The 18,522-nt window shown below is 69.1% G+C and carries 17 protein-coding genes; 7 read left to right on the top strand and 10 right to left on the bottom strand.

Translation table 11 applies throughout. The annotated features are described in order from the left end of the window. Position 1 precedes the first annotated feature (1 nt). The 10 genes from H4696_RS33825 to rpmH form a co-directional block, all read right to left on the bottom strand. Positions 2 to 625 (bottom strand): hypothetical protein, encoded by a 624-nt coding sequence (locus H4696_RS33825; RefSeq protein ID WP_338064868.1) that lies wholly within the window; start codon positions 623 to 625, stop codon positions 2 to 4. A gap of 79 nt (positions 626 to 704) precedes the next feature. Further along, entirely contained in the window at positions 705 to 1,703 is a 999-nt protein-coding gene (locus tag H4696_RS33820) for a ParB/RepB/Spo0J family partition protein (RefSeq protein ID WP_086857102.1), read from the bottom strand. Next, positions 1,700 to 2,626 carry a ParA family protein gene (locus tag H4696_RS33815; RefSeq protein WP_086857103.1) on the bottom strand — a complete coding sequence of 309 codons (927 nt, stop codon included), beginning with the start codon at positions 2,624 to 2,626 and terminating at the stop codon, positions 1,700 to 1,702. The genes H4696_RS33820 and H4696_RS33815 overlap by 4 nt, the downstream gene beginning before the upstream one ends. A gap of 77 nt (positions 2,627 to 2,703) precedes the next feature. Then, on the bottom strand, positions 2,704 to 3,387 hold the full coding sequence (rsmG, locus tag H4696_RS33810) for a 16S rRNA (guanine(527)-N(7))-methyltransferase RsmG (RefSeq protein WP_086857104.1): 684 nt from the start codon (positions 3,385 to 3,387) through the stop codon (positions 2,704 to 2,706). A gap of 190 nt (positions 3,388 to 3,577) precedes the next feature. Further along, on the bottom strand, positions 3,578 to 4,114 hold the full coding sequence (locus tag H4696_RS33805; RefSeq protein WP_086857105.1) for a DUF6886 family protein: 537 nt from the start codon (positions 4,112 to 4,114) through the stop codon (positions 3,578 to 3,580). Positions 4,115 to 4,180: 66 nt separating this feature from the next. Next, a complete protein-coding gene (locus H4696_RS33800; protein ID WP_169734851.1) occupies positions 4,181 to 4,735 on the bottom strand; it encodes a Jag family protein in 555 nt (184 codons plus the stop codon). A gap of 30 nt (positions 4,736 to 4,765) precedes the next feature. Continuing rightward, positions 4,766 to 5,881 (bottom strand): membrane protein insertase YidC, encoded by a 1,116-nt coding sequence (yidC, locus tag H4696_RS33795; RefSeq protein ID WP_086857107.1) that lies wholly within the window; start codon positions 5,879 to 5,881, stop codon positions 4,766 to 4,768. A 5-nt stretch (positions 5,882 to 5,886) separates the two neighbouring features. Then, positions 5,887 to 6,210, bottom strand: coding sequence for a membrane protein insertion efficiency factor YidD (gene yidD / locus H4696_RS33790; RefSeq protein WP_143264960.1), 324 nt, complete (start codon positions 6,208 to 6,210; stop codon positions 5,887 to 5,889). 5 nt (positions 6,211 to 6,215) lie between these two features. Continuing rightward, positions 6,216 to 6,650: a ribonuclease P protein component gene (rnpA, locus tag H4696_RS33785; RefSeq protein ID WP_086857109.1), complete on the bottom strand. Its 435-nt coding sequence runs from the start codon at positions 6,648 to 6,650 to the stop codon at positions 6,216 to 6,218. Positions 6,651 to 6,671: 21 nt separating this feature from the next. Continuing rightward, a complete protein-coding gene (rpmH, locus tag H4696_RS33780; protein ID WP_003082934.1) occupies positions 6,672 to 6,815 on the bottom strand; it encodes a 50S ribosomal protein L34 in 144 nt (47 codons plus the stop codon). Positions 6,816 to 7,391: 576 nt separating this feature from the next. Here rpmH and dnaA point away from each other — a divergent pair. The 7 genes from dnaA (at position 7,392) to gyrA (ending at position 18,514) form a co-directional block, all read left to right on the top strand. Continuing rightward, positions 7,392 to 9,002: a chromosomal replication initiator protein DnaA gene (gene dnaA, locus H4696_RS33775; RefSeq protein ID WP_086857110.1), complete on the top strand. Its 1,611-nt coding sequence runs from the start codon at positions 7,392 to 7,394 to the stop codon at positions 9,000 to 9,002. A 799-nt stretch (positions 9,003 to 9,801) separates the two neighbouring features. Then, positions 9,802 to 10,935 carry a DNA polymerase III subunit beta gene (dnaN, locus tag H4696_RS33770; RefSeq protein WP_086857111.1) on the top strand — a complete coding sequence of 378 codons (1,134 nt, stop codon included), beginning with the start codon at positions 9,802 to 9,804 and terminating at the stop codon, positions 10,933 to 10,935. Between the two features lie 33 nt (positions 10,936 to 10,968). Beyond that, complete coding sequence (gnd, locus tag H4696_RS33765; protein WP_086857112.1) at positions 10,969 to 11,859, top strand: phosphogluconate dehydrogenase (NAD(+)-dependent, decarboxylating); 891 nt, start codon at positions 10,969 to 10,971, stop codon at positions 11,857 to 11,859. Between the two features lie 10 nt (positions 11,860 to 11,869). Further along, on the top strand, positions 11,870 to 13,024 hold the full coding sequence (recF, locus tag H4696_RS33760) for a DNA replication/repair protein RecF (RefSeq protein WP_086857113.1): 1,155 nt from the start codon (positions 11,870 to 11,872) through the stop codon (positions 13,022 to 13,024). A gap of 106 nt (positions 13,025 to 13,130) precedes the next feature. After that, positions 13,131 to 13,742 carry a DciA family protein gene (locus H4696_RS33755; protein ID WP_086857114.1) on the top strand — a complete coding sequence of 204 codons (612 nt, stop codon included), beginning with the start codon at positions 13,131 to 13,133 and terminating at the stop codon, positions 13,740 to 13,742. Between the two features lie 197 nt (positions 13,743 to 13,939). Beyond that, the gene (gyrB, locus tag H4696_RS33750) at positions 13,940 to 15,907 is read left to right on the top strand and encodes a DNA topoisomerase (ATP-hydrolyzing) subunit B (RefSeq protein ID WP_086857115.1); all 1,968 of its coding nucleotides are present in this window, start codon (positions 13,940 to 13,942) and stop codon (positions 15,905 to 15,907) included. Positions 15,908 to 15,958: 51 nt separating this feature from the next. Beyond that, positions 15,959 to 18,514, top strand: a complete 2,556-nt coding sequence (gene gyrA / locus H4696_RS33745; protein ID WP_086857116.1) for a DNA gyrase subunit A — start codon at positions 15,959 to 15,961, stop codon at positions 18,512 to 18,514. The last annotated feature ends 8 nt before the right edge of the window (positions 18,515 to 18,522 follow it).

Below are 18,522 nucleotides of genomic sequence, written 5' to 3'. Positions count from 1 at the left end.
CTCAGAGGTACGGACTGAAGTGGTCGGCCACCTGGTCGGCCACTTCTTCTGTGTTCCGGGAGCCGTCCACCGCCAAGACCCGGATGCCGTGATCGCGCGCGCTGCGGACGGCGTCTTCGGCGAGCAGCCGGTCCCGGGCGATCCGGTTCCGCTGTGCGAGTACGGGATCGCTGACGGCCGGCGAGAAGGTCCCGGCCCGCGGCAGGGCCTTCAGCTGGTGCTGCCGGAACTCCTCGGTCGGCACCATCACCACCATCCGGCGGGGCGAGTCGAGCAGCGGCGCCACGAACTCCGGGCGCAGCCCCCACCCCTCGGCGAGCAATGGCCGACCGGAGACGAGCGCGCGCAAGTCGTCGAGCGCCCACTCGAACCGCAACGCGAAAATCTCGCGCGACGCGGCCGCCATCTCCTCCGGCGTCGAGCGCACCCACATCCGTTCCGGATCACGCGCGGGTGCGCCGGCGGCGATCAAGCGGTCGTTGTGGCCGCGCGCATCGTGGTAGTCGTAGTGGTACGCCGTCAGCCCGTGCCGGACGGCGAGCAGCCGGGCGACGGTCGACTTGCCCGCCCACTGCGCACCGCCGATCCAGAGCGCGCGGCCGATCGAACCGGTCGGATCCCACACCGTTCCCCCCATTGCTCAGCGTCGCGACGGAATGATCGCTCCGCAATCATCACCGTGACGAAACACCCCGGGGTGATCCCTAATCGGTTTTCGGTGTCTGATTCATCCCATTCGCATCGATGATCGCGACGATCCGCTCGAGGTCGTCGACCGACCCGAACTCGAGGGTGATCCGGCCCTTGCGCCGGCCGAGGTCGACCTTCACGCGGGTGTCGAACCGGTCCGAGAGGCGGTTGGCGAGCTCCTGCAGTCCCGGCGCCTGGATCGGTTTGCGCGCGGCGGGCTTCGGCTTGGCCGGCTTCTCGCTCTTCTTGAGCGTGACGGCTTCCTCGGTCGCCCGGACCGACATGCCTTCCGCGATGATCCGCGCGGCGAGCTCTTCCTGGCTGTCCGCGTCCTCCAGCGACAGGAGCGCACGCGCGTGCCCGGCGGACAGGACGCCCGCGGCGACCCGGCGCTGGACCGGCAGGGGGAGCTTGAGGAGCCGGATCGTGTTGGTGATGACCGGGCGGCTGCGGCCGATCCGGCTCGCCAGCTCCTCGTGCGTCACCGCGAACTCGTCGAGCAGCTGCTGGTACGCCGCCGCCTCTTCGAGCGGATTCAGCTGGACGCGGTGGATGTTCTCCAGGAGCGCGTCGCGCAGCATCGACTCGTCGGCGGTCTGCCGGACGATCGCCGGGATCGCCTCGAGCTCCGCTTGTTGCGATGCCCGGAGCCGCCGCTCGCCCATGACGAGCTCGTACTCGTCGTTCCCGAGCTCGCGGACCACGATGGGCTGCATGAGCCCGAACTCGCGGATCGAGTGCTCGAGTTCGGCGAGCGCGTCCTCGTCGAAAACCTGCCGCGGCTGCTTCGGGTTGGGCTTGACCGAGCCGACCGGGATCTCGCGGTAGACGGCGCCGGCGACCTCGCCGCTGTGCTGCTTCGCCTGACCGTTGGCCGCGAACCAGCCCTTGTCTTCGGCCGCCTTCTTGTCCGCCGCCGTGTCACCGGCGGCGGCCAGAGGACCGCCGGTGGCGGGTCCGGTCGGGATCAGGGCGGCGAGGCCGCGCCCCAGCCCTCCTCGGCGCTCGGTCATGTCGAACTACCCCTCTCCAACTTTGCGCCGCGCTCGGCGATCTCCTTGGCCGCGTCGACGTAGCTCATCGCACCGCGCGAACCGGGATCGTAAGCGAGGACGGTCTGGCCGTAGCCAGGCGCCTCCGACACCTTCACGCTGCGGGGGATGACGGTCTTCAGCACGGTGTCGCCGAAGTGGCTGCGGACCTCGTTCGTCACCTGGTCGGCCAGCTTGGTCCGGCCGTCGTACATGGTGAGGAGGATCGTCGAGACGTGGAGCTCGCGGTTGAGGTGCTGCTGCACGAGCTCGATGTTGCTCAGCAGCTGCCCGAGACCTTCGAGCGCGTAGTACTCGCACTGGATCGGGATGAGCACCTCCTGCGCGGCGACCATCGCGTTGACCGTGAGGAGGCCGAGCGACGGCGGGCAGTCGATGAAGACGTAGTCGACGCCGATCTCGTTGAGGATCTCCGAGGAGATCGCTTCCTTGAGCCGGGACTCGCGGGACGCCATCGAGACGAGCTCGATCTCGGCGCCGGCGAGGTCGATCGTCGCGGGAACGCAGAAGAGGTTCGGCGACTGCTCGGTCGCCTGGGCGGCCTCCGCGAGCGTCACCTCACCGATCAGCACCTCGTAGATGGACGGCGTCCCGGACCGGTGGTCGACGTCGAGCGCGGTGCTCGCGTTGCCCTGCGGGTCGAGGTCGACCACGAGCGTCTTGAGCCCGTGGACGGCGAGCGCGGCGGCGAGGTTGACCGTGCTCGTGGTCTTGCCGACGCCGCCCTTCTGGTTGGCGACGGTCAGCACCCGACGGCGGCCGGGCCGCGGCAGCGTCCCTTCCTCCGGGTGCAGCAGACGCGCGGCGCGGGCGGCTTCTTCGGCGATCGGGGTCCAGCCCACGTCGGGGGTGGTCTCTGTGGAGTCGGACGGCGGGGGATTCACCGGTCTCGACACCTCCTCCATGTTGACGTCTGGTCGGTGGTCGAGTCGCGTCGTTTCACGTGGAACATGGCGACCCGTTAACGCTTCCTGCTCCGCGCCTTCGGCTTGCTTGCTGCTGGGAGGCGACGGATCTTCACGACCGTGCTGGGGACCTCTAGTACTGCGGCACCGCATTCGACGATCAGTGGGTCGGCCCCGCCGGCCTTGCGGATGGCGGCGCCGTCCCGGTCGATCTCGTCCGCCGCGCTGGCGCCCTTGAGGGCCACCAGGAAACCGTCGGAACGAACGAGCGGCAGACACCAGTCCGCGAGCCGGGCGAGCGGGGCGACCGCGCGAGCGGTGACGATGTCGGCGCCACCGAGCCGCTCACGCACAGGCCGCTCCTCCGCGCGTCCACGGACGATGGTGATCGGGAGTTCCAGCTTCTCGGCCACCTCGGCCAGCCAGTCCACCCGGCGAGCCATCGGTTCAAGCAAGACGATATCGAGGTCCGGTCGCGCGATCGCGAGCGGTACTCCCGGAAGCCCCGCTCCCGAGCCGACGTCGACGACACGAGCCCCTTCGGGCATCTGCTCGCCGATGACGGCCGAGTTGAGGACGTGCCGTTCCCACAGCCGCTCGACCTCACGCGGCCCGATCAGCCCGCGCTCGACGCCGTGACGCTCCAGGAGTTCGACGTACCCGGCGGCTTGGTCGACGTGCTCACCGAACACCCGCTCCGCCGCGGCCCGTACCGCCACCGCGGCCTGATCCAAGCTCACTCCGTCTACTCCTCGTCCGCGCGTTTCACGTGAAACCGCGCTCGTTCGATTGTCCCTGATGTCGGAGCGAAAACGAGCCGACAGACCGCAGATGTGGACAACTCCACTCACCCGGCGGCCGCCTGTGGGTGGTTCCACGTGAAACACGGCCGCCCGCACCGTCGAACGCGAGCGCGTTCCACGTGAAACATCACCGCTGTAATTCGCCCGGCCGCGGCCGGGCGTTCCGCAACCGGATCCCGCTGAAGCCGAGCGAGCTCGTCGACACCGCATCGACGAACGGCCACAGGTTGGTCAGCACGCGCAGCTCGATCCCCGCCTCGTCGTGGAGCGCCAGCAGATCGCCGACCGGCTCCGGCGGTCCGAACGGGGAGACCGGCTCGGTCGACACGACCGCGTGCGCCTCCGCACCGAACGGCCGGAACGACGCCGCCGCGAACCGGTACGCGTACAGCCGGACCGACCGCAGCGCCGGGAGCCAGCCGTACTCGATCGCGTGCACCCGGGCGCTGCCAAGCCACGCGCGGTCCGCCGCCGTGGTCGTCTCGACCGGCCAAGCCAGCACGCGGGGGCACTGTCGCGGAAACCAGTAGTCCGGCGCCCGCGCCGCGTCGACCGCCCACACGTACGCCTCCGGCTGCCGGGCCGTCGCGGCCACGTGCGGCTCGAAGCGGGTGATCGCCGGGTCTTCCGAAAAGTGGAGTACTTCGCCGGGGGCCGGACGCATCGACCACACCTAGCACAAAAAGAAGCGGCCCCACCCGGAGGTGGGGCCGCTTCGCGAAACCGGGTCTCAGGACTCCGGGAAGATCACCACGCGGCGCTTCGGGTCTTCGCCCTCGCTCTCGCTGGTGACACCGGCGACCGTCGCCACCGCGTCGTGGACCACCTTGCGCTCGAACGGGCTCATCGGCTGGAGCCGCACCCGCTCGCCGCTCTGGAGGACCGACTCCGCCGTCGAGCGGCCGAGCTCGCGGAGCTCCTCGCGACGGTCCGCGCGCCAGCCCGCGATGTCCAGCATCAGCCGGCTGCGCGAGCCGGTCTCCTGCTGGACCGCCAGGCGGGTCAGCTCCTGCAGCGCCTCGAGCACGGTGCCGCGCGGGCCGACGAGCTTCTCCAGGTCTTCGCCGCCGTCGATGCTGACGATCGCGCGGCCCGCTTCGACGTCCAAGTCGATGTCGCCGTCGTAGTCGAGCAGATCGAGCAGCCGCTCGAGGTAGTCGCCGGCGATGTCGCCCTCCTGCACGAGGACGTCGTCACCACCGCCCGCCTTCTGCTCGCCCGCTTCTCCGTCGGCCGGGGTCACGTCGTCCTTATCGGCGTCGATCGTCTCGATCGTCTCCGACATCATTCGTCTCCTCTCCGAACCGGTCGCGCCTCAGCGGCGCTTCCGGCCCGACTTCCTGGTCGAGTCTTTGAGAAGGCCCGGCACGTCGGTGCCGTTGTCCTTCGAGCCGTTCTGGCCGTTGGTCTCGGTGGGCGTCGTGTCCGCCTTCGCGGAATCGCTCGCGGAAGTCGTCTGGGCGAAGCCGTGGGCCGAACCCGCCTTCGCGACCTTCTTCGGGGCGCCGCCCTGAGCCGGCTGGTTCTTCTTCTGCTGGACCGGCTTCTGACCGACCTTCGGCGCGGTCGGCTTCTGGCCCGGCTTCGGGCCGAGCGACGCGCGCTTCTCCGCGGCCTCCGCCTTGCGGGCCGCCTCTTCCTTGTCGATCTTCGTGTAGACGAGCCGCTGCTGCATCAGGGTCCAGCCGTTGTTCGCCAGCCAGTAGAAGAGGAGGCCGAGCGGGAACAGCGCACCGAAGACGAGCACACCGAGCGGGAAGATGTACATCGTCAGCTTGTTCATGATCGCGGTCTGCGGGGTGGCCGACGCGGCGTTCTGGCGGGCCACCGAGTGCCGCGCGGTGAGGTGCGTGGCGATCGACGCGACGATCATCAGGGGCAGCGCGACCGGGAGCACGCTCCAGTGGAAGCCGACGTTCGTGGCCCCGCCGCTGACGACACCGACACCGTTGTAGACGGCCTCACCGAGGTTGACGCCGAAGAGCTTCGCGTTGACGTAGGACTCGACGTCGTGCTGGCTGAAGAAGTAGTTCTCGGTCTTCGGCCCGCCACCGGGCGGCGGCATGGTGAACGCGCGCAGGACGTGGTTCAGGCCGATGAAGACCGGGATCTGGAGCAGCATCGGCAGGCAGCTGCCGAGCGGGTTGACGCCGTGCTCGCGCTGGAGCTTCTGCATCTCCTGCGCTTGGCGCTGCCGGTCGCTCGCGTACTTCTTCTGGATCTTCTTCATCTCCGGCGCGAAGTCCTGCATCTTCTTCATCGACCGGACCTGGTTCACGAACGGCTTGAACATGATGCCGCGGACGGTGAACGTCAGGAAGATGATGCCGAGGATCCAGGCAACCGCCGTCGACTCCCCGAAGATGAACCCGAAGACCTTGTGCCAACACCAGAGGATGAAGGACACGGGGTAGTAGATGAAATCGAGCACTGCTGCTACTCCTCGATCGGTGTTTCAGGTCGTCGGTGGCGCCACGAGAACTCCTCGGGCACGGGGTCGCGGCCGGGTGGCGTCCAGGGGCCGCAGCGCAGCAGCCGGCGCAGCGCGAGGTAGGAGCCGCGGCCGGCACCGTGCCGGGTGAGGGCTTCGACTGCGTACGCGCTGCAGCTCGGGTAGAACCGGCAAGCCGGCGGGAGGAAGGGCGAGATCGCCTTGCGGTAGAGCTTGATGGGGAGGAGCAGGACCCAGGCGACGGGACCGGGGCGCGGGGGCGCGGGTTCGACGTCGTGGGAGTGGTCGTGCTCGGGGGTGGCTCGCATGCCGGTCACACCGCTGATCCGTGGTCGGGGGTCGCGTCCGCGGGACGCGTCGGGCGGGGGACATCCCCGGCCGGACGGCGCGACGACAGAAGCCCCAGCCGACGCAGCGCGGCGTCGAGATCGGACCCGAGCTCGGCGCTGGACGCGGTCGACGACGGCGGTAATGCCCGTACGACCAACGAAGTGCCGGCGGGCAGTGTTCCGAGCTTGGCGGAAACGAGATGACGCAATCGGCGGGAGACGCGGTGGCGCACCACCGAGTTGCCGACGGCCTTGCTCACCACAAAACCCGCCCTGGCCGCCGACGGTTGGTCGGCGGCCCCGGACGGGTCCGTGGTCAGTGCGTGGACGACGAGGCGACGCCTGCCTGCCCGGGACCCGCGACGGAGAACCACGCGGAAATCCTCGCTCCGCCGCAGACGTGCGGCAGCCGGCAGCACGGCGCGCCCCGACGTGCCGGATCAGGCGGACAGCGCGGCGCGGCCCTTGCGACGACGGCCAGCCAGGATGGCCCGGCCGGCACGCGTCCGCATGCGCAGGCGGAAGCCGTGCGTCTTGGCGCGACGGCGGTTGTTCGGCTGGAAGGTGCGCTTACCCTTGCTCACTGCTTCTCCTGTGTGTCGCGTCGGGCGGGAAGAATCTCTTCCCCCCACCTGGCGTGTCGTGCGGGCGCACGGCAGTCTCTGGTGTCTCCTACCAACGTGTGGCCTCGTCACGACGAGCGACGACAACGTGGGCACGCGAATAGCACCCGTCGCATACGGGAGACCTTACGAGGGTACGCACCCCCGTCGGGCGGCCGGTAAGCACCCCCTCGGCCACGGTACGCGACCGGCTCGCGGAGGCGAGATCATCGACGCCGCGGCACCGAATGGCAACACGCCGTGCACCGTGAAATGCTGGCCGCCGAGGATGCCTTGTGGCAGCGGGCGGGGCTTGTTAGCGTGCCCCTCTCGGGTCACCGGTCGAGGTGCACGAGTATCCGGGTGGTGGAGTGCCCACCGGCGTACGACGAGCCCGCAGGTGGCGTCGCCGCGGGTCGCCGTACATTAGTGCACAGCTGTGGACAACTATGTGGATATTCGCTGTGCCGGTGCACACGCGGGTCCGCTGATGCGCTAGGGCCGCGTGACCAGGGGCGTTCGGCCGTCCACGCCGACGAGGGGAGGGGAGCCAGTCAGGTGTCGGAGCACCAGCACAATCTGGGTGTCATCTGGGAACAGGTGGTACGCGAACTGTCGGACGGGACCCTGTCCCCGCAGCAGCGCGCGTGGATGCGCGTCACCCGCCCGATCGGCCTGCTCGACGGCACCGCCCTGCTGGCGGCCCCCAGCGACTTCGCGAAGGAAGCGATCGAACGCGGCCTGCGCGGCGCGATCACGGACGCGCTTTCCCGGCGGCTCGGCCGCGCCATCTCGCTCGCAGTGAAGGTCGACAGCGCCGAAGCGGTGGCCCCGGCCCCCGCCCCCCGCTACGCGCCGTCACCCGGCCGGGTGGAAAACGGCGCGGCCCCCGAGCCGGTCCCGTCGCTGCCGGCCAACGGCGCGCCGATGATGCCCCCGCCGCGTCCCGAACCGGTTCCGCCGCTGCCGCCGCACCAGGCCGGCGCCGCGAAGCCGGACGACGGGGACGACACCGACGAAGAGGTGGACGAAGAAGGCGACGCGCTCGCCGCCGTCCACGAGATCTGGCCCACGTTCTCCGGGCAGCCGATCGCCGGCCAGCCCTACACCGCGCCGGCGCAGCCGCAGACGTCGAAGACGAAGCTGAACGAGAAGTACACCTTCGACACCTTCGTCATCGGCGCGTCCAACCGCTTCGCGCACGCGGCCGCGGTCGCCGTCGCCGAAGCGCCCGCCCGCGCGTACAACCCGCTCTTCATCTGGGGCGAGTCCGGGCTCGGCAAGACGCACCTGCTGCACGCGGTCGGCCACTACGCGCAGCGGCTCTTCCCCGGCATGCGCGTCCGGTACGTCTCGACCGAAGAGTTCACGAACGACTTCATCAACTCGCTGCGCGACGACCGCAAGGTCGCCTTCCAGCGGCGCTACCGCGACATAGACATCCTGCTCGTCGACGACATCCAGTTCCTGGAAGGCAAAGAAGGTACGCAGGAAGAGTTCTTCCACACCTTCAACACCCTCCACAACGCGAACAAGCAGATCGTCGTCAGCTCCGACCGCCCGCCGAAGCGCCTCGAGACGCTGGAGGACCGGCTGCGGACGCGGTTCGAGTGGGGCCTCATCACCGACATCCAGCCGCCCGAGCTCGAGACGCGCATCGCGATCCTCCGGAAGAAGGCGGCGCAGGACAGGCTGGCGGTGCCCGGCGAGGTCCTGGAGTTCATCGCTTCGCGCGTCGAGGCGAACATCCGGGAGCTCGAAGGCGCGCTCATCCGCGTCACGGCGTTCGCGTCGCTGAACCAGCAGCCGGTCGACGTCGGGCTCGCGGAGATCGTGCTGCGGGACCTGATCCCGGACTCGCACGCGCCGGAGATCACCGCGCCGACCATCATGGGCGTCACGGCCGAGTTCTTCGACGTGACGCTCGACGACCTGTGCGGCCCCGGCAAGACGAAGGCGCTCGCCACGGCCCGCCAGATCGCGATGTACCTCTGCCGCGAGCTGACCGACATGTCGCTGCCGAAGATCGGGCAGACGTTCGGCGGCCGCGACCACACGACCGTCATGCACGCGGACAAGAAGATCCGCAAGGAGATGGCCGAGCGCCGGCGCATCTACGACCAGGTGCAGGAGCTGACGTCGCGCATCAAGCAGCGCGCCCGCCAGTAGCACTTCTCCCTTACTCCGCAACGACTTCGGGGCGTCCGCACACAGTGGACGCCCCGAAGTCGTCTTCGGCGTGCCCGCGCGAAATTCGTGAAACTTCTTTGTACACAAGCGGGTTTCCCCATGGTGTGGGCAGTTTGCCCACAGTGCCAACGGATCTCCCATCAGCGACGACGCGGATTTCGTCCACACCCCGCCCACAGGTGATCCACAGCGCATCCACACCTTTGTCCACGCTGATTCCACAGGTTGCCCACATTCTGTGCACAGGAGGAGCCGATCACCCGGAAGGGCGAACCGGACCTCTCCGGGCGTCCTCAGAACCTGGGGACGGATCGCCCCACACCTGGGGACAACCGTGGGGACAACTGGGGATGGCTGTGGACGAATCGGCGCCCGCCCGAAACCATCCACCGACGCCCCGATCTACCCACAGGACTGCCACCACGGTTACCCACATGCCCGCGAGCCGTCCGACCTGCGCGAACGAGCTCGATCCACACAATCCACAACGCCTACTACTGCTACTGCCCTTAGATCTTTTCTAAGAGAGAACAAAACAAAAACAGGCGATGGACGAAGTTGGGGACAGCCGCGAGAACGTGTCGTCAAGTCGACAAAGTCAAGGGGAGGCCGAGGTGACGTCGGCCGCCGCGACGGCCTAACGTGGACGCCTGCACCTGGTCCGCGCTCCGGCCGCTCACGCGGAGGGCGGACCGGCCGGAGGGGGCAGCCGGTCACTGTCCCGCGAGAAGAGGCCTGGCCCGAGCCACCGCGGCTCGGTCGTCGAAAGGATGCGCGCATGAAGATCCGCGTCGAGCGTGACGGGCTCGCCGACGCCGTCGCGTGGGTGGCCAGAAGCCTCCCCTCCCGGCCTCCCGTGCCGGTTCTCGGCGGTGTCCTCCTCGACGCCGGTCCGGACGGCGACACCGACGCGCTGACCGTCTCGGGCTTCGACTACGAGGTTTCCGCGACGGTGGGTGTCCCGGCGACCATCGCCGACGGCGGCCGCCTGCTGGTCTCCGGCCGCCTCCTCGCCGACATCACCAAGGCGCTGCCCGCGCAGCCGGTCGAGATCTCCGTCGACGGCGCCCGCGCCACCATCACGTGCGGCAGCGCGCGCTTCTCCTTGCCGACCATGCCGGTCGAGGACTACCCGCAGCTGCCGTCCCAGCCCGCCTTCGCGGGCGAGCTCGCCGGCGACGCGTTCGGCCAGGCCGTCACCCAGGTCGTCGTCGCCGCGGGCAAGGACGACACCCTGCCGATGCTGACCGGCATGCGGCTCGAGATCTCCGGCAGCTCGCTGACCCTCGTCGCGACCGACCGCTTCCGGCTCGCCATGCGCGAGTTCACCTGGCAGCCCGCCGAAGGCCTGGCCGACGCCGCGGTGCTCGTCCCGGCTCGCACCCTCGCCGAAGCGGCCAAGACGCTCGGCGCTAGCGGCGCCACCATCCGCCTCGCCCTCGCCAGCGGCGAAGGCCTGCTCGGCCTGTCCGGTTCCGGGCGCTACACGACGACCCGCCTGCTCGACGCGGAATTCCCGCCGTACCGCCAGTTGCTGCCCGCGTCGCACACTTCACGCGCGGTCATCGACGTGTCCGCTCTCACCGAGTCCATCAAGCGCGTTTCGCTGGTGGCGGAGCGGGGGACTCAGGTACGACTGGAGTTCGGGGACAACTCGCTGCGGTTGTCCGCGGGCGGCGACGACGAAGGAAGCGCCGAAGAGGAGCTCCAGGTCGAGTACGAAGGTGAGCCGGTGACCATCGCGTTCAACCCGGGTTACCTCGTCGACGGCCTCGGCGCGCTCCACAGCGACCGGGCGGAGCTGACGTTCACCACGCCGAACCGCCCCGCGCTGATCAAGCCCGCCGACGCCGAGGGCAACGTCGTCCCCGGCTACCTCTACCTCCTGATGCCGGTCCGCCTGCCGGGCTGACCCGCACTTTTCGTTAGCACGTAAGGGGATCTCATGGTTCAGCTCGGTCTGATCGGCCTGGGCAAGATGGGCTTCAACATGCGTGAGCGGCTGCGCGCGGCCGGTCACGAGGTGGTCGGCTACGACCGCAACCCGGACGTCTCCGACACGACGTCGCTCGAGGACCTGGTGTCCAAACTGGACGGCCCGCGGATCGTGTGGATCATGGTGCCGGCCGGCGAGCCGACCCGGCAGACCGTCACCGAGCTCGGCAACCTGCTGTCCGCCGGCGACATGGTGATCGACGGCGGCAACTCGAAGTACACCGACGACAAGCTGAACGCCGATCTCCTGGCTGCGAAGGAAATCGGCTACGTCGACTGCGGCGTGTCCGGTGGCGTGTGGGGCAAGGACAACGGCTACGGCCTGATGGTCGGCGGCACGGCCGCCGACGTCGAGCGCGCGATGCCGATCTTCGACGCGCTGCGACCGGAAGGCCCGCGCGAAGAAGGCTTCTCGCACGCCGGCGACGTCGGCGCGGGCCACTACGCGAAGATGATCCACAACGGCATCGAGTACGGCATGATGCAGGCCTTCGCCGAAGGTTTCGAGCTGCTCGAGGCCGCGAAGGTCGTCAACGACGTGCCCGCGGTGATCAAGGGCTGGCAGCGCGGCACGGTCGTCCGGTCCTGGCTGCTCGACCTGCTCGTGCGCGCGCTCGACGAGGACCCGGAGCTGGACGACCTCGAAGGCTACGTCGAGGATTCCGGCGAAGGCCGGTGGACGCTCGAAGAGGCGATCAACAACGCGGTGCCGGCGCCGGTCATCTCGGCCGCGCTCTTCGCGCGGTTCGCTTCGCGCCAGGAGCACTCGGCCGCGATGCGCGCGGTCGCCGCGCTGCGCAACCAGTTCGGCGGGCACGCCGTGAAGAAGGTCGGCGGATAAGGAGTTCCGGGTGCATCTGCGTCACCTGCAGGTCACCGACTTCCGCTCCTGGCCGCAGGCCGATCTCGCGCTCGACCCGGGGCCGACCGTGCTGGTCGGCCAGAACGGTCGCGGCAAGACCAACCTGCTCGAGGCGATCGGGTACGTCGCGACGCTGGGCTCGCACCGCGTCGCGACGGACGCGCCGCTGATCCGGCACGGCTGCGAGCGCGCGCTGGTGCGGGTCGCGGTGGTCAACGACGACCGCGAGCTGACCGTCGAGCTCGAGATCACGGCGGGCCGCGCGAACCGCGCCCGGGTCAACCGCGGCGCGGTCGGCCGGCCGCGAGACGTGCTCGGGATCCTGCGCACGGTGCTGTTCTCGCCGGAGGACTTGGCGCTCGTGCGGGGCGACCCGGGCGAGCGACGCCGGTTCCTCGACGAGCTGCTCGTGCTGCGGGCGCCGCGGTACGCCGGGGTCCGCGCGGACTACGAGAAGGTGTTGAAGCAGCGCAACGCCTTGCTGAAGACGGCGGGTAAACGACGTACGGGCCGCGAAGACCCGTACGCGCTGTCGACGCTGGAAGTCTGGGACGACCACCTTTCGGTGGCGGGCGCGGAGCTGCTGGCCGCGCGCCTGAACCTCGTCGCGGACCTCGGGCCGCACGCGGCCGCGGCGTACATGGGGGTGGCGCCCGACTCCCGGCCGGCGAAGATCGCGTACCGGTCGTCGCTGGGTGCCGCCCTGCCGGAGACGTACGGCGTACCGGACGGGGAACGCGCGCAACCCGACGTCCTCAAGGACGTCTTACTCAAGGCGCTCGGTGAAGCCCGGAAGGCCGAACTCGAGCGCGGGATCAGCTTGGTCGGCCCGCACCGGGACGAGCTGGAGCTGATCCTGGGCGAGGCGCCGGCCAAGGGCTACGCGAGCCACGGCGAGTCGTGGTCGTTCGCGCTGGCTCTCCGGCTCGGCAGTTACGAGCTGCTGCGCGGGGAGGCGGGCGAACCGGTGCTGCTGCTCGACGACGTGTTCGCCGAGCTGGACCGCAAGCGCCGGGCCCGGCTGGCCGAAGTGGCGGCGAGCGCCGAGCAGGTGCTGGTGACCGCCGCGGTCGACGAAGACGTGCCCAGCGAGCTGGCCGGCGGCCGGTTCGTGGTGGCGGATGGCGAGATCACGCGTGGCTGAGCACGACGAGAGACCACCCGGTGTGACGGGCCGCACAAACCGCACCCGATCTGGGGACAAACCTGTGGACAGTGTGGATAACACGGTGAATGAGTTATCGCTGCCCGTGACCGTACGGCCAGATAGGTGGCGTAAAACGCCCGAAAGCGGCACCAAGCCGCCGGCTGGCACTGAGCGTGACGGCGGTGCTGGGCCGAACGAGGCACCCCCGACCGGACGCGACCTCGCCCACGCCGCGCTCGAAGCGGCCAAGGCGAAGGCCAAGGAGCGGGGCACCTCACCGGGCTACCGGCGGCGCACCGTCGGTGGCGGTAGCGGGCAGAACCCCCGGCGTCGCCGCTGGTCAGGGCCGGGAGCGGACCCGCGCGACCCGCAGCCGCTCGGCCGGCTCGTCTCCCGGCTGGTCACCGACCGGGGCTGGAACGAGAGTGTCACGACCGCCCGCGTCTTCGCCCAGTGGGGGCGCCTGGTCGGCGAAGACGTCGCCGAACACGCCCAGCCGGTCGCGCTGAAGGACGGCGAACTCACCGTGCGCGCGAGCTCCACGGCGTGGGCCACCCAGCTCCGGCTGCTGCAGGGAAAACTGCTGCACAAGATCGCCGCGGGCGTCGGCAACGGCGTCGTCAAGCGGATGCGGATCCAGGGTCCGACCGCCCCGAGCTGGCGGAAAGGGCCCCGGCACGTGCCGGGGCGCGGCCCGCGTGACACGTACGGCTGACCCGGGTTGCGCGTTGCTCGGTTGAATGCCCCGAGAACGCATCCAGACCTCCCGAGATACGTCAAGACTCGGCTCGAACCGATTTCGTTCGTCTGTGACGCGTTCAGGGGTGTCCTTGCCGCATGTCAGCGGACGCGGCCAAGTACACTGAGAGGGAGCGAGCGTCCGCTCGGGCGAGACGAGGAGAAACAACGCCGGTGACCGAGAACAAGCACGAGTACAACGCGTCGTCGATCACGGTGCTCGAAGGCCTCGAAGCGGTCCGCAAGCGCCCCGGCATGTACATCGGTTCCACCGGTGAACGCGGCCTGCACCACCTCGTCCAGGAGGTCGTCGACAACTCCGTGGACGAGGCGATGGCCGGGTACGCCACCAAGGTCGAGGTTACTCTCCTCGCCGACGGCGGGGTGCGCGTCGTCGACGACGGCCGCGGCATCCCGGTCGACATGCACCCCAAGGAGAACAAGCCGACCATCGAGGTCGTGCTCACCCAGCTGCACGCGGGCGGCAAGTTCGACAGCGACTCCTACGCGGTGTCCGGCGGTCTGCACGGCGTCGGCATCTCCGTGGTGAACGCGCTCTCGACGAAGCTGCTCGCCGAGGTCAAGTACGGCGGCCGCAGCTGGCGCCAGCTGTACACCGACCAGATCCCGGGGCCGCTCGAGGACCTCGGCCCGGCGACCGAGACCGGCACGACGATGACGTTCTGGGCCGACGGCGACATCTTCGAGACCACGACGTACAACTTCGAGACGATCTCGCGCCGGCTCCAGGAGATGGCGTTCCTCAACAAGGGGCTGACGCTGTCCCTGCGCGACGAGCGCGTCGCCGACGAGGAGACCGAGGAAGACGCGGAGGGCAAGGTCGCCCGCGTCAAGGAGAAGGTCTACTGCTACCCGGGCGGGCTCGAGGACTTCGTCAAGCACATCAACGGCAGCAAGGACCCGATCCACCCCAGCGTGATCTCCTTCGACGCGAAGGGCACCGGCCTCGAGGTCGAGGTCGCGATGCAGTGGAACACCGGGTTCACGCCGTCGGTCTACACGTTCGCCAACACCATCAACACGCACGAGGGCGGCACCCACGAAGAGGGCTTCCGCGCCGCGCTGACCCGCGTCGTCAACGCGTACGCGCGCGACAAGAAGCTGCTCAAGGAGAAGGACGCCAACCTGACCGGTGACGACGTGCGCGAGGGTCTCGCCGCCATCGTCTCCATCAAGCTGGGCGAGCCGCAGTTCGAAGGCCAGACCAAGACCAAGCTGGGCAACAGCGAGGCCAAGACGTTCGTGCAGCAGCAGTCGAACGAGTGGCTGGCCGACTGGTTCGAGCGCAACCCCACCGAGGCGAAGACGATCATCAACAAGTCGATCTCCTCGGCGCAGGCCCGGATGGCCGCCCGCAAGGCGCGCGACCTGGTCCGCCGCAAGGGCGCGCTCGACATCGGCGGCCTGCCGGGAAAGCTGAAGGACTGCCGCTCCACCAAGCCGGAGGAGTGCGAGCTCTACATCGTCGAGGGTGACTCGGCCGGCGGCTCGGCCAAGGAGGGCCGGGACTCGATGTACCAGGCGATCCTGCCGATCCGCGGCAAGATCATCAACGTCGAGAAGGCCCGCATCGACCGCGTCCTCAAGAACACCGAGGTCCAGTCGCTGATCACCGCGCTGGGCACCGGCATCCACGACGAGTTCGACCTCTCGAAGCTGCGCTACCACAAGATCGTGCTGATGGCCGACGCCGACGTCGACGGCCAGCACATCACCACGCTGCTGCTCACCCTGCTGTTCCGGTTCATGACCCCGCTGATCGAGCACGGCCACGTCTTCCTGTCGCGGCCGCCGCTGTACAAGATCAAGTGGCCGCGGACGGAGCCGGAGTACGCCTACTCCGACCGCGAGCGCGACGCCGTCATCAAGGCGGGTGTCGAGGCCGGCAAGAAGCTGCCGAAGGACGACGCGATCCAGCGCTACAAGGGTCTCGGCGAGATGAACGCCGAAGAGCTGTGGGAGACCACGATGGACCCGGCGAACCGCCTGCTGGGCCGGGTCACGATGGACGACGCCGCCCAGGCCGACGACCTCTTCTCGGTCCTGATGGGCGAGGACGTCGAGGCCCGCCGCTCGTTCATCACGCGCAACGCGAAGGACGTGCGCTTCCTGGACGTGTAGGCGTCCCCCGCTCTTGTCCCGCCTGGACCACCCGCACCCGAGAAGGACCCCATGACGGAAACCCTGCCGCCGGCTCCGGAAAACGACCGGATCGAACCGGTCGACATCCAGCAGGAGATGCAGCGCTCCTACATCGACTACGCGATGAGCGTGATCGTGTCGCGCGCGCTGCCCGACGTCCGCGACGGCCTCAAGCCGGTCGCCCGCCGGATCCTGTACTCGATGTTCGACTCCGGCTTCCGGCCGGACCGCGGGTACAACAAGTGCTCCCGCGTCGTCGGCGACGTCATGGGCAACTACCACCCGCACGGCGACTCGGCGATCTACGACGCGCTGGTGCGGCTCGCCCAGCCGTGGTCGCTGCGCTACCCGCTGATCGACGGCCAGGGCAACTTCGGCTCGTCGGGCAACGACCCCGCGGCCGCCATGCGGTACACGGAGTCCCGGCTCGCGCCGCTGGCCATGCAGATGCTGGCCGACATCGAAGAAGACACCGTCGACTTCTCCGACAACTACGACGGCCGCACGCAGGAGCCCGACGTCCTGCCGTCGCGGTTCCCGAACCTGCTGGTCAACGGCGGTTCCGGGATCGCGGTCGGGATGGCGACCAACATCCCGCCGCACAACCTGCGCGAGGTCTCCGAGGGCGTCGTCTGGGCGCTGGAGAACCCCGAGGCGACCGACGACGAGCTGCTGGCCGCGCTGCTGGTCCGCATCAAGGGCCCGGACTTCCCGACCAAGGCGATGATCCTCGGCACGTCCGGCATCGAAGACGCCTACCGCACGGGCCGCGGCTCGATCCGGATGCGCGCGGTCGTCGAGGTCGAGGAAGACGCGAAGGGCCGCACGATCCTGGTCGTGTCGGAGCTGCCGTACCAGGTCAACCCGGACAACCTGGTCGAGAACATCGCGAACCTGGTCCGCGACGGCAAGCTCACCGGCATCGCCGACATCGCCGACGAGTCCAACAGCCGCTCCGGCATGCGGATCGTCGTCACGATCAAGCGGGACGCGGTCGCGAAGGTCGTGCTGAACAACCTGTTCAAGCACACCCAGCTGCAGCAGAACTTCGGCGTCAACATGCTGGCGCTGGTCGACGGCGTGCCGCGCACGCTGCGGCTCGACCAGATCATCCGGCACTACGTGAAGCACCAGGTCGAGGTCATCGTCCGGCGGACCAAGTTCCGCCTGAAGAAGGCCGAGGAGCGGGCCCACATCCTGCGTGGGTACGTCAAGGCGCTGGACATGCTCGACGAGGTCATCGCCCTCATCCGGCGGTCGCCCTCGGCGGACGAAGCCCGGCCGGCCCTGATGGAGCTGCTGGACGTCGACGAGATCCAGGCCACCGCGATCCTCGACATGCAGCTGCGGCGCCTCGCCGCCCTGGAGCGCCAGCGGATCATCGACCAGCTGGCCGAGATCGAGCTCGAGATCGCCGACCTCAAGGACATCCTCGAGAAGCCGGAGCGGCAGCGCGCGCTGATCCGCGACGAGCTGATGGCGATCGTCGAGAAGTACGGCGACGACCGGCGCACCCAGATCGTCGGCTTCGGCGGCGACGTCACCGACGAAGAGCTCATCGCGGTCGAGGACGTCGTCGTCACCATCACCCGCACGGGGTACGCCAAGCGGACGAAAACCGATCTGTACCGCTCGCAGAAGCGCGGCGGCAAGGGCGTGCAGGGCGCGACGCTGAAGCAGGACGACATCGTCCAGCACTTCTTCGTCTGCTCGACGCACGACTGGATCCTGTTCTTCACGAACAAGGGCCGCGTCTACCGGACCAAGACCTACGAGCTGCCCGAGGCCAACCGCAACGCGCGCGGCCAGCACGTGGCGAACCTCATGGCGTTCCAGCCGGACGAGCAGATCGCCCAGGTCATCCAGATCAAGAACTACGAAGTCGCGCCCTACCTGGTGCTCGCGACCAAGCGCGGCCTGGTCAAGAAGACCAAGCTCACCGACTTCGACTCCAACCGCTCCGGCGGCCTCATCGCCATCAACCTGCGCGAAGGCGACGAGCTGGTCGGCGCGGTGCTCGCGGCGGCCGAGGACGACCTGCTGCTGGTGTCGGCCGAGGGCCAGTCGATCCGCTTCCACGCGACCGACGAGGCGCTGCGCCCGATGGGCCGCCCGACGTCCGGCGTGATGGGGATGCGCTTCAACGACGGCGACGAGCTGCTCGGCATCAGCGTCGTCAAGGAAGGCAAGTTCCTGCTGGTCGCGACCGACGGCGGGTACTCCAAGCGCACGCCGATCGAGGACTACCCGGTCCAGGGCCGCGGCGGCAAGGGCGTGCTCACCATTCAGCACGACCGCAAACGTGGCAGGCTGGTGGGAGCGCTCATCGTCGACGCCGAGGACGAGCTCTACGCGATCACCTCGAGCGGCGGCGTGATCCGCACACCGGCGGGCGACGTGCGCAAGGCAGGACGGCAGACGAAGGGGGTCCGGCTGATGAATCTCGGCGAAGGAACCACTCTTCTCGCCGTCGCACGCAACGCGGACGAGCCCTCGGACGTCGCCAACGGTGACACCCCCGAGGACGCGCCGGCTCCGGAAGCACCTGACGCGGGTGAGGAAACGACGGCCACGCCGGAGCAGTAAGTTTGCTC

The sequence above is a fragment of the Amycolatopsis lexingtonensis genome (assembly GCF_014873755.1).
GTDB classification, from domain to species: Bacteria; Actinomycetota; Actinomycetes; order Mycobacteriales; family Pseudonocardiaceae; genus Amycolatopsis; species Amycolatopsis lexingtonensis.
This window is presented reverse-complemented; position numbering and strand designations above follow the sequence as displayed.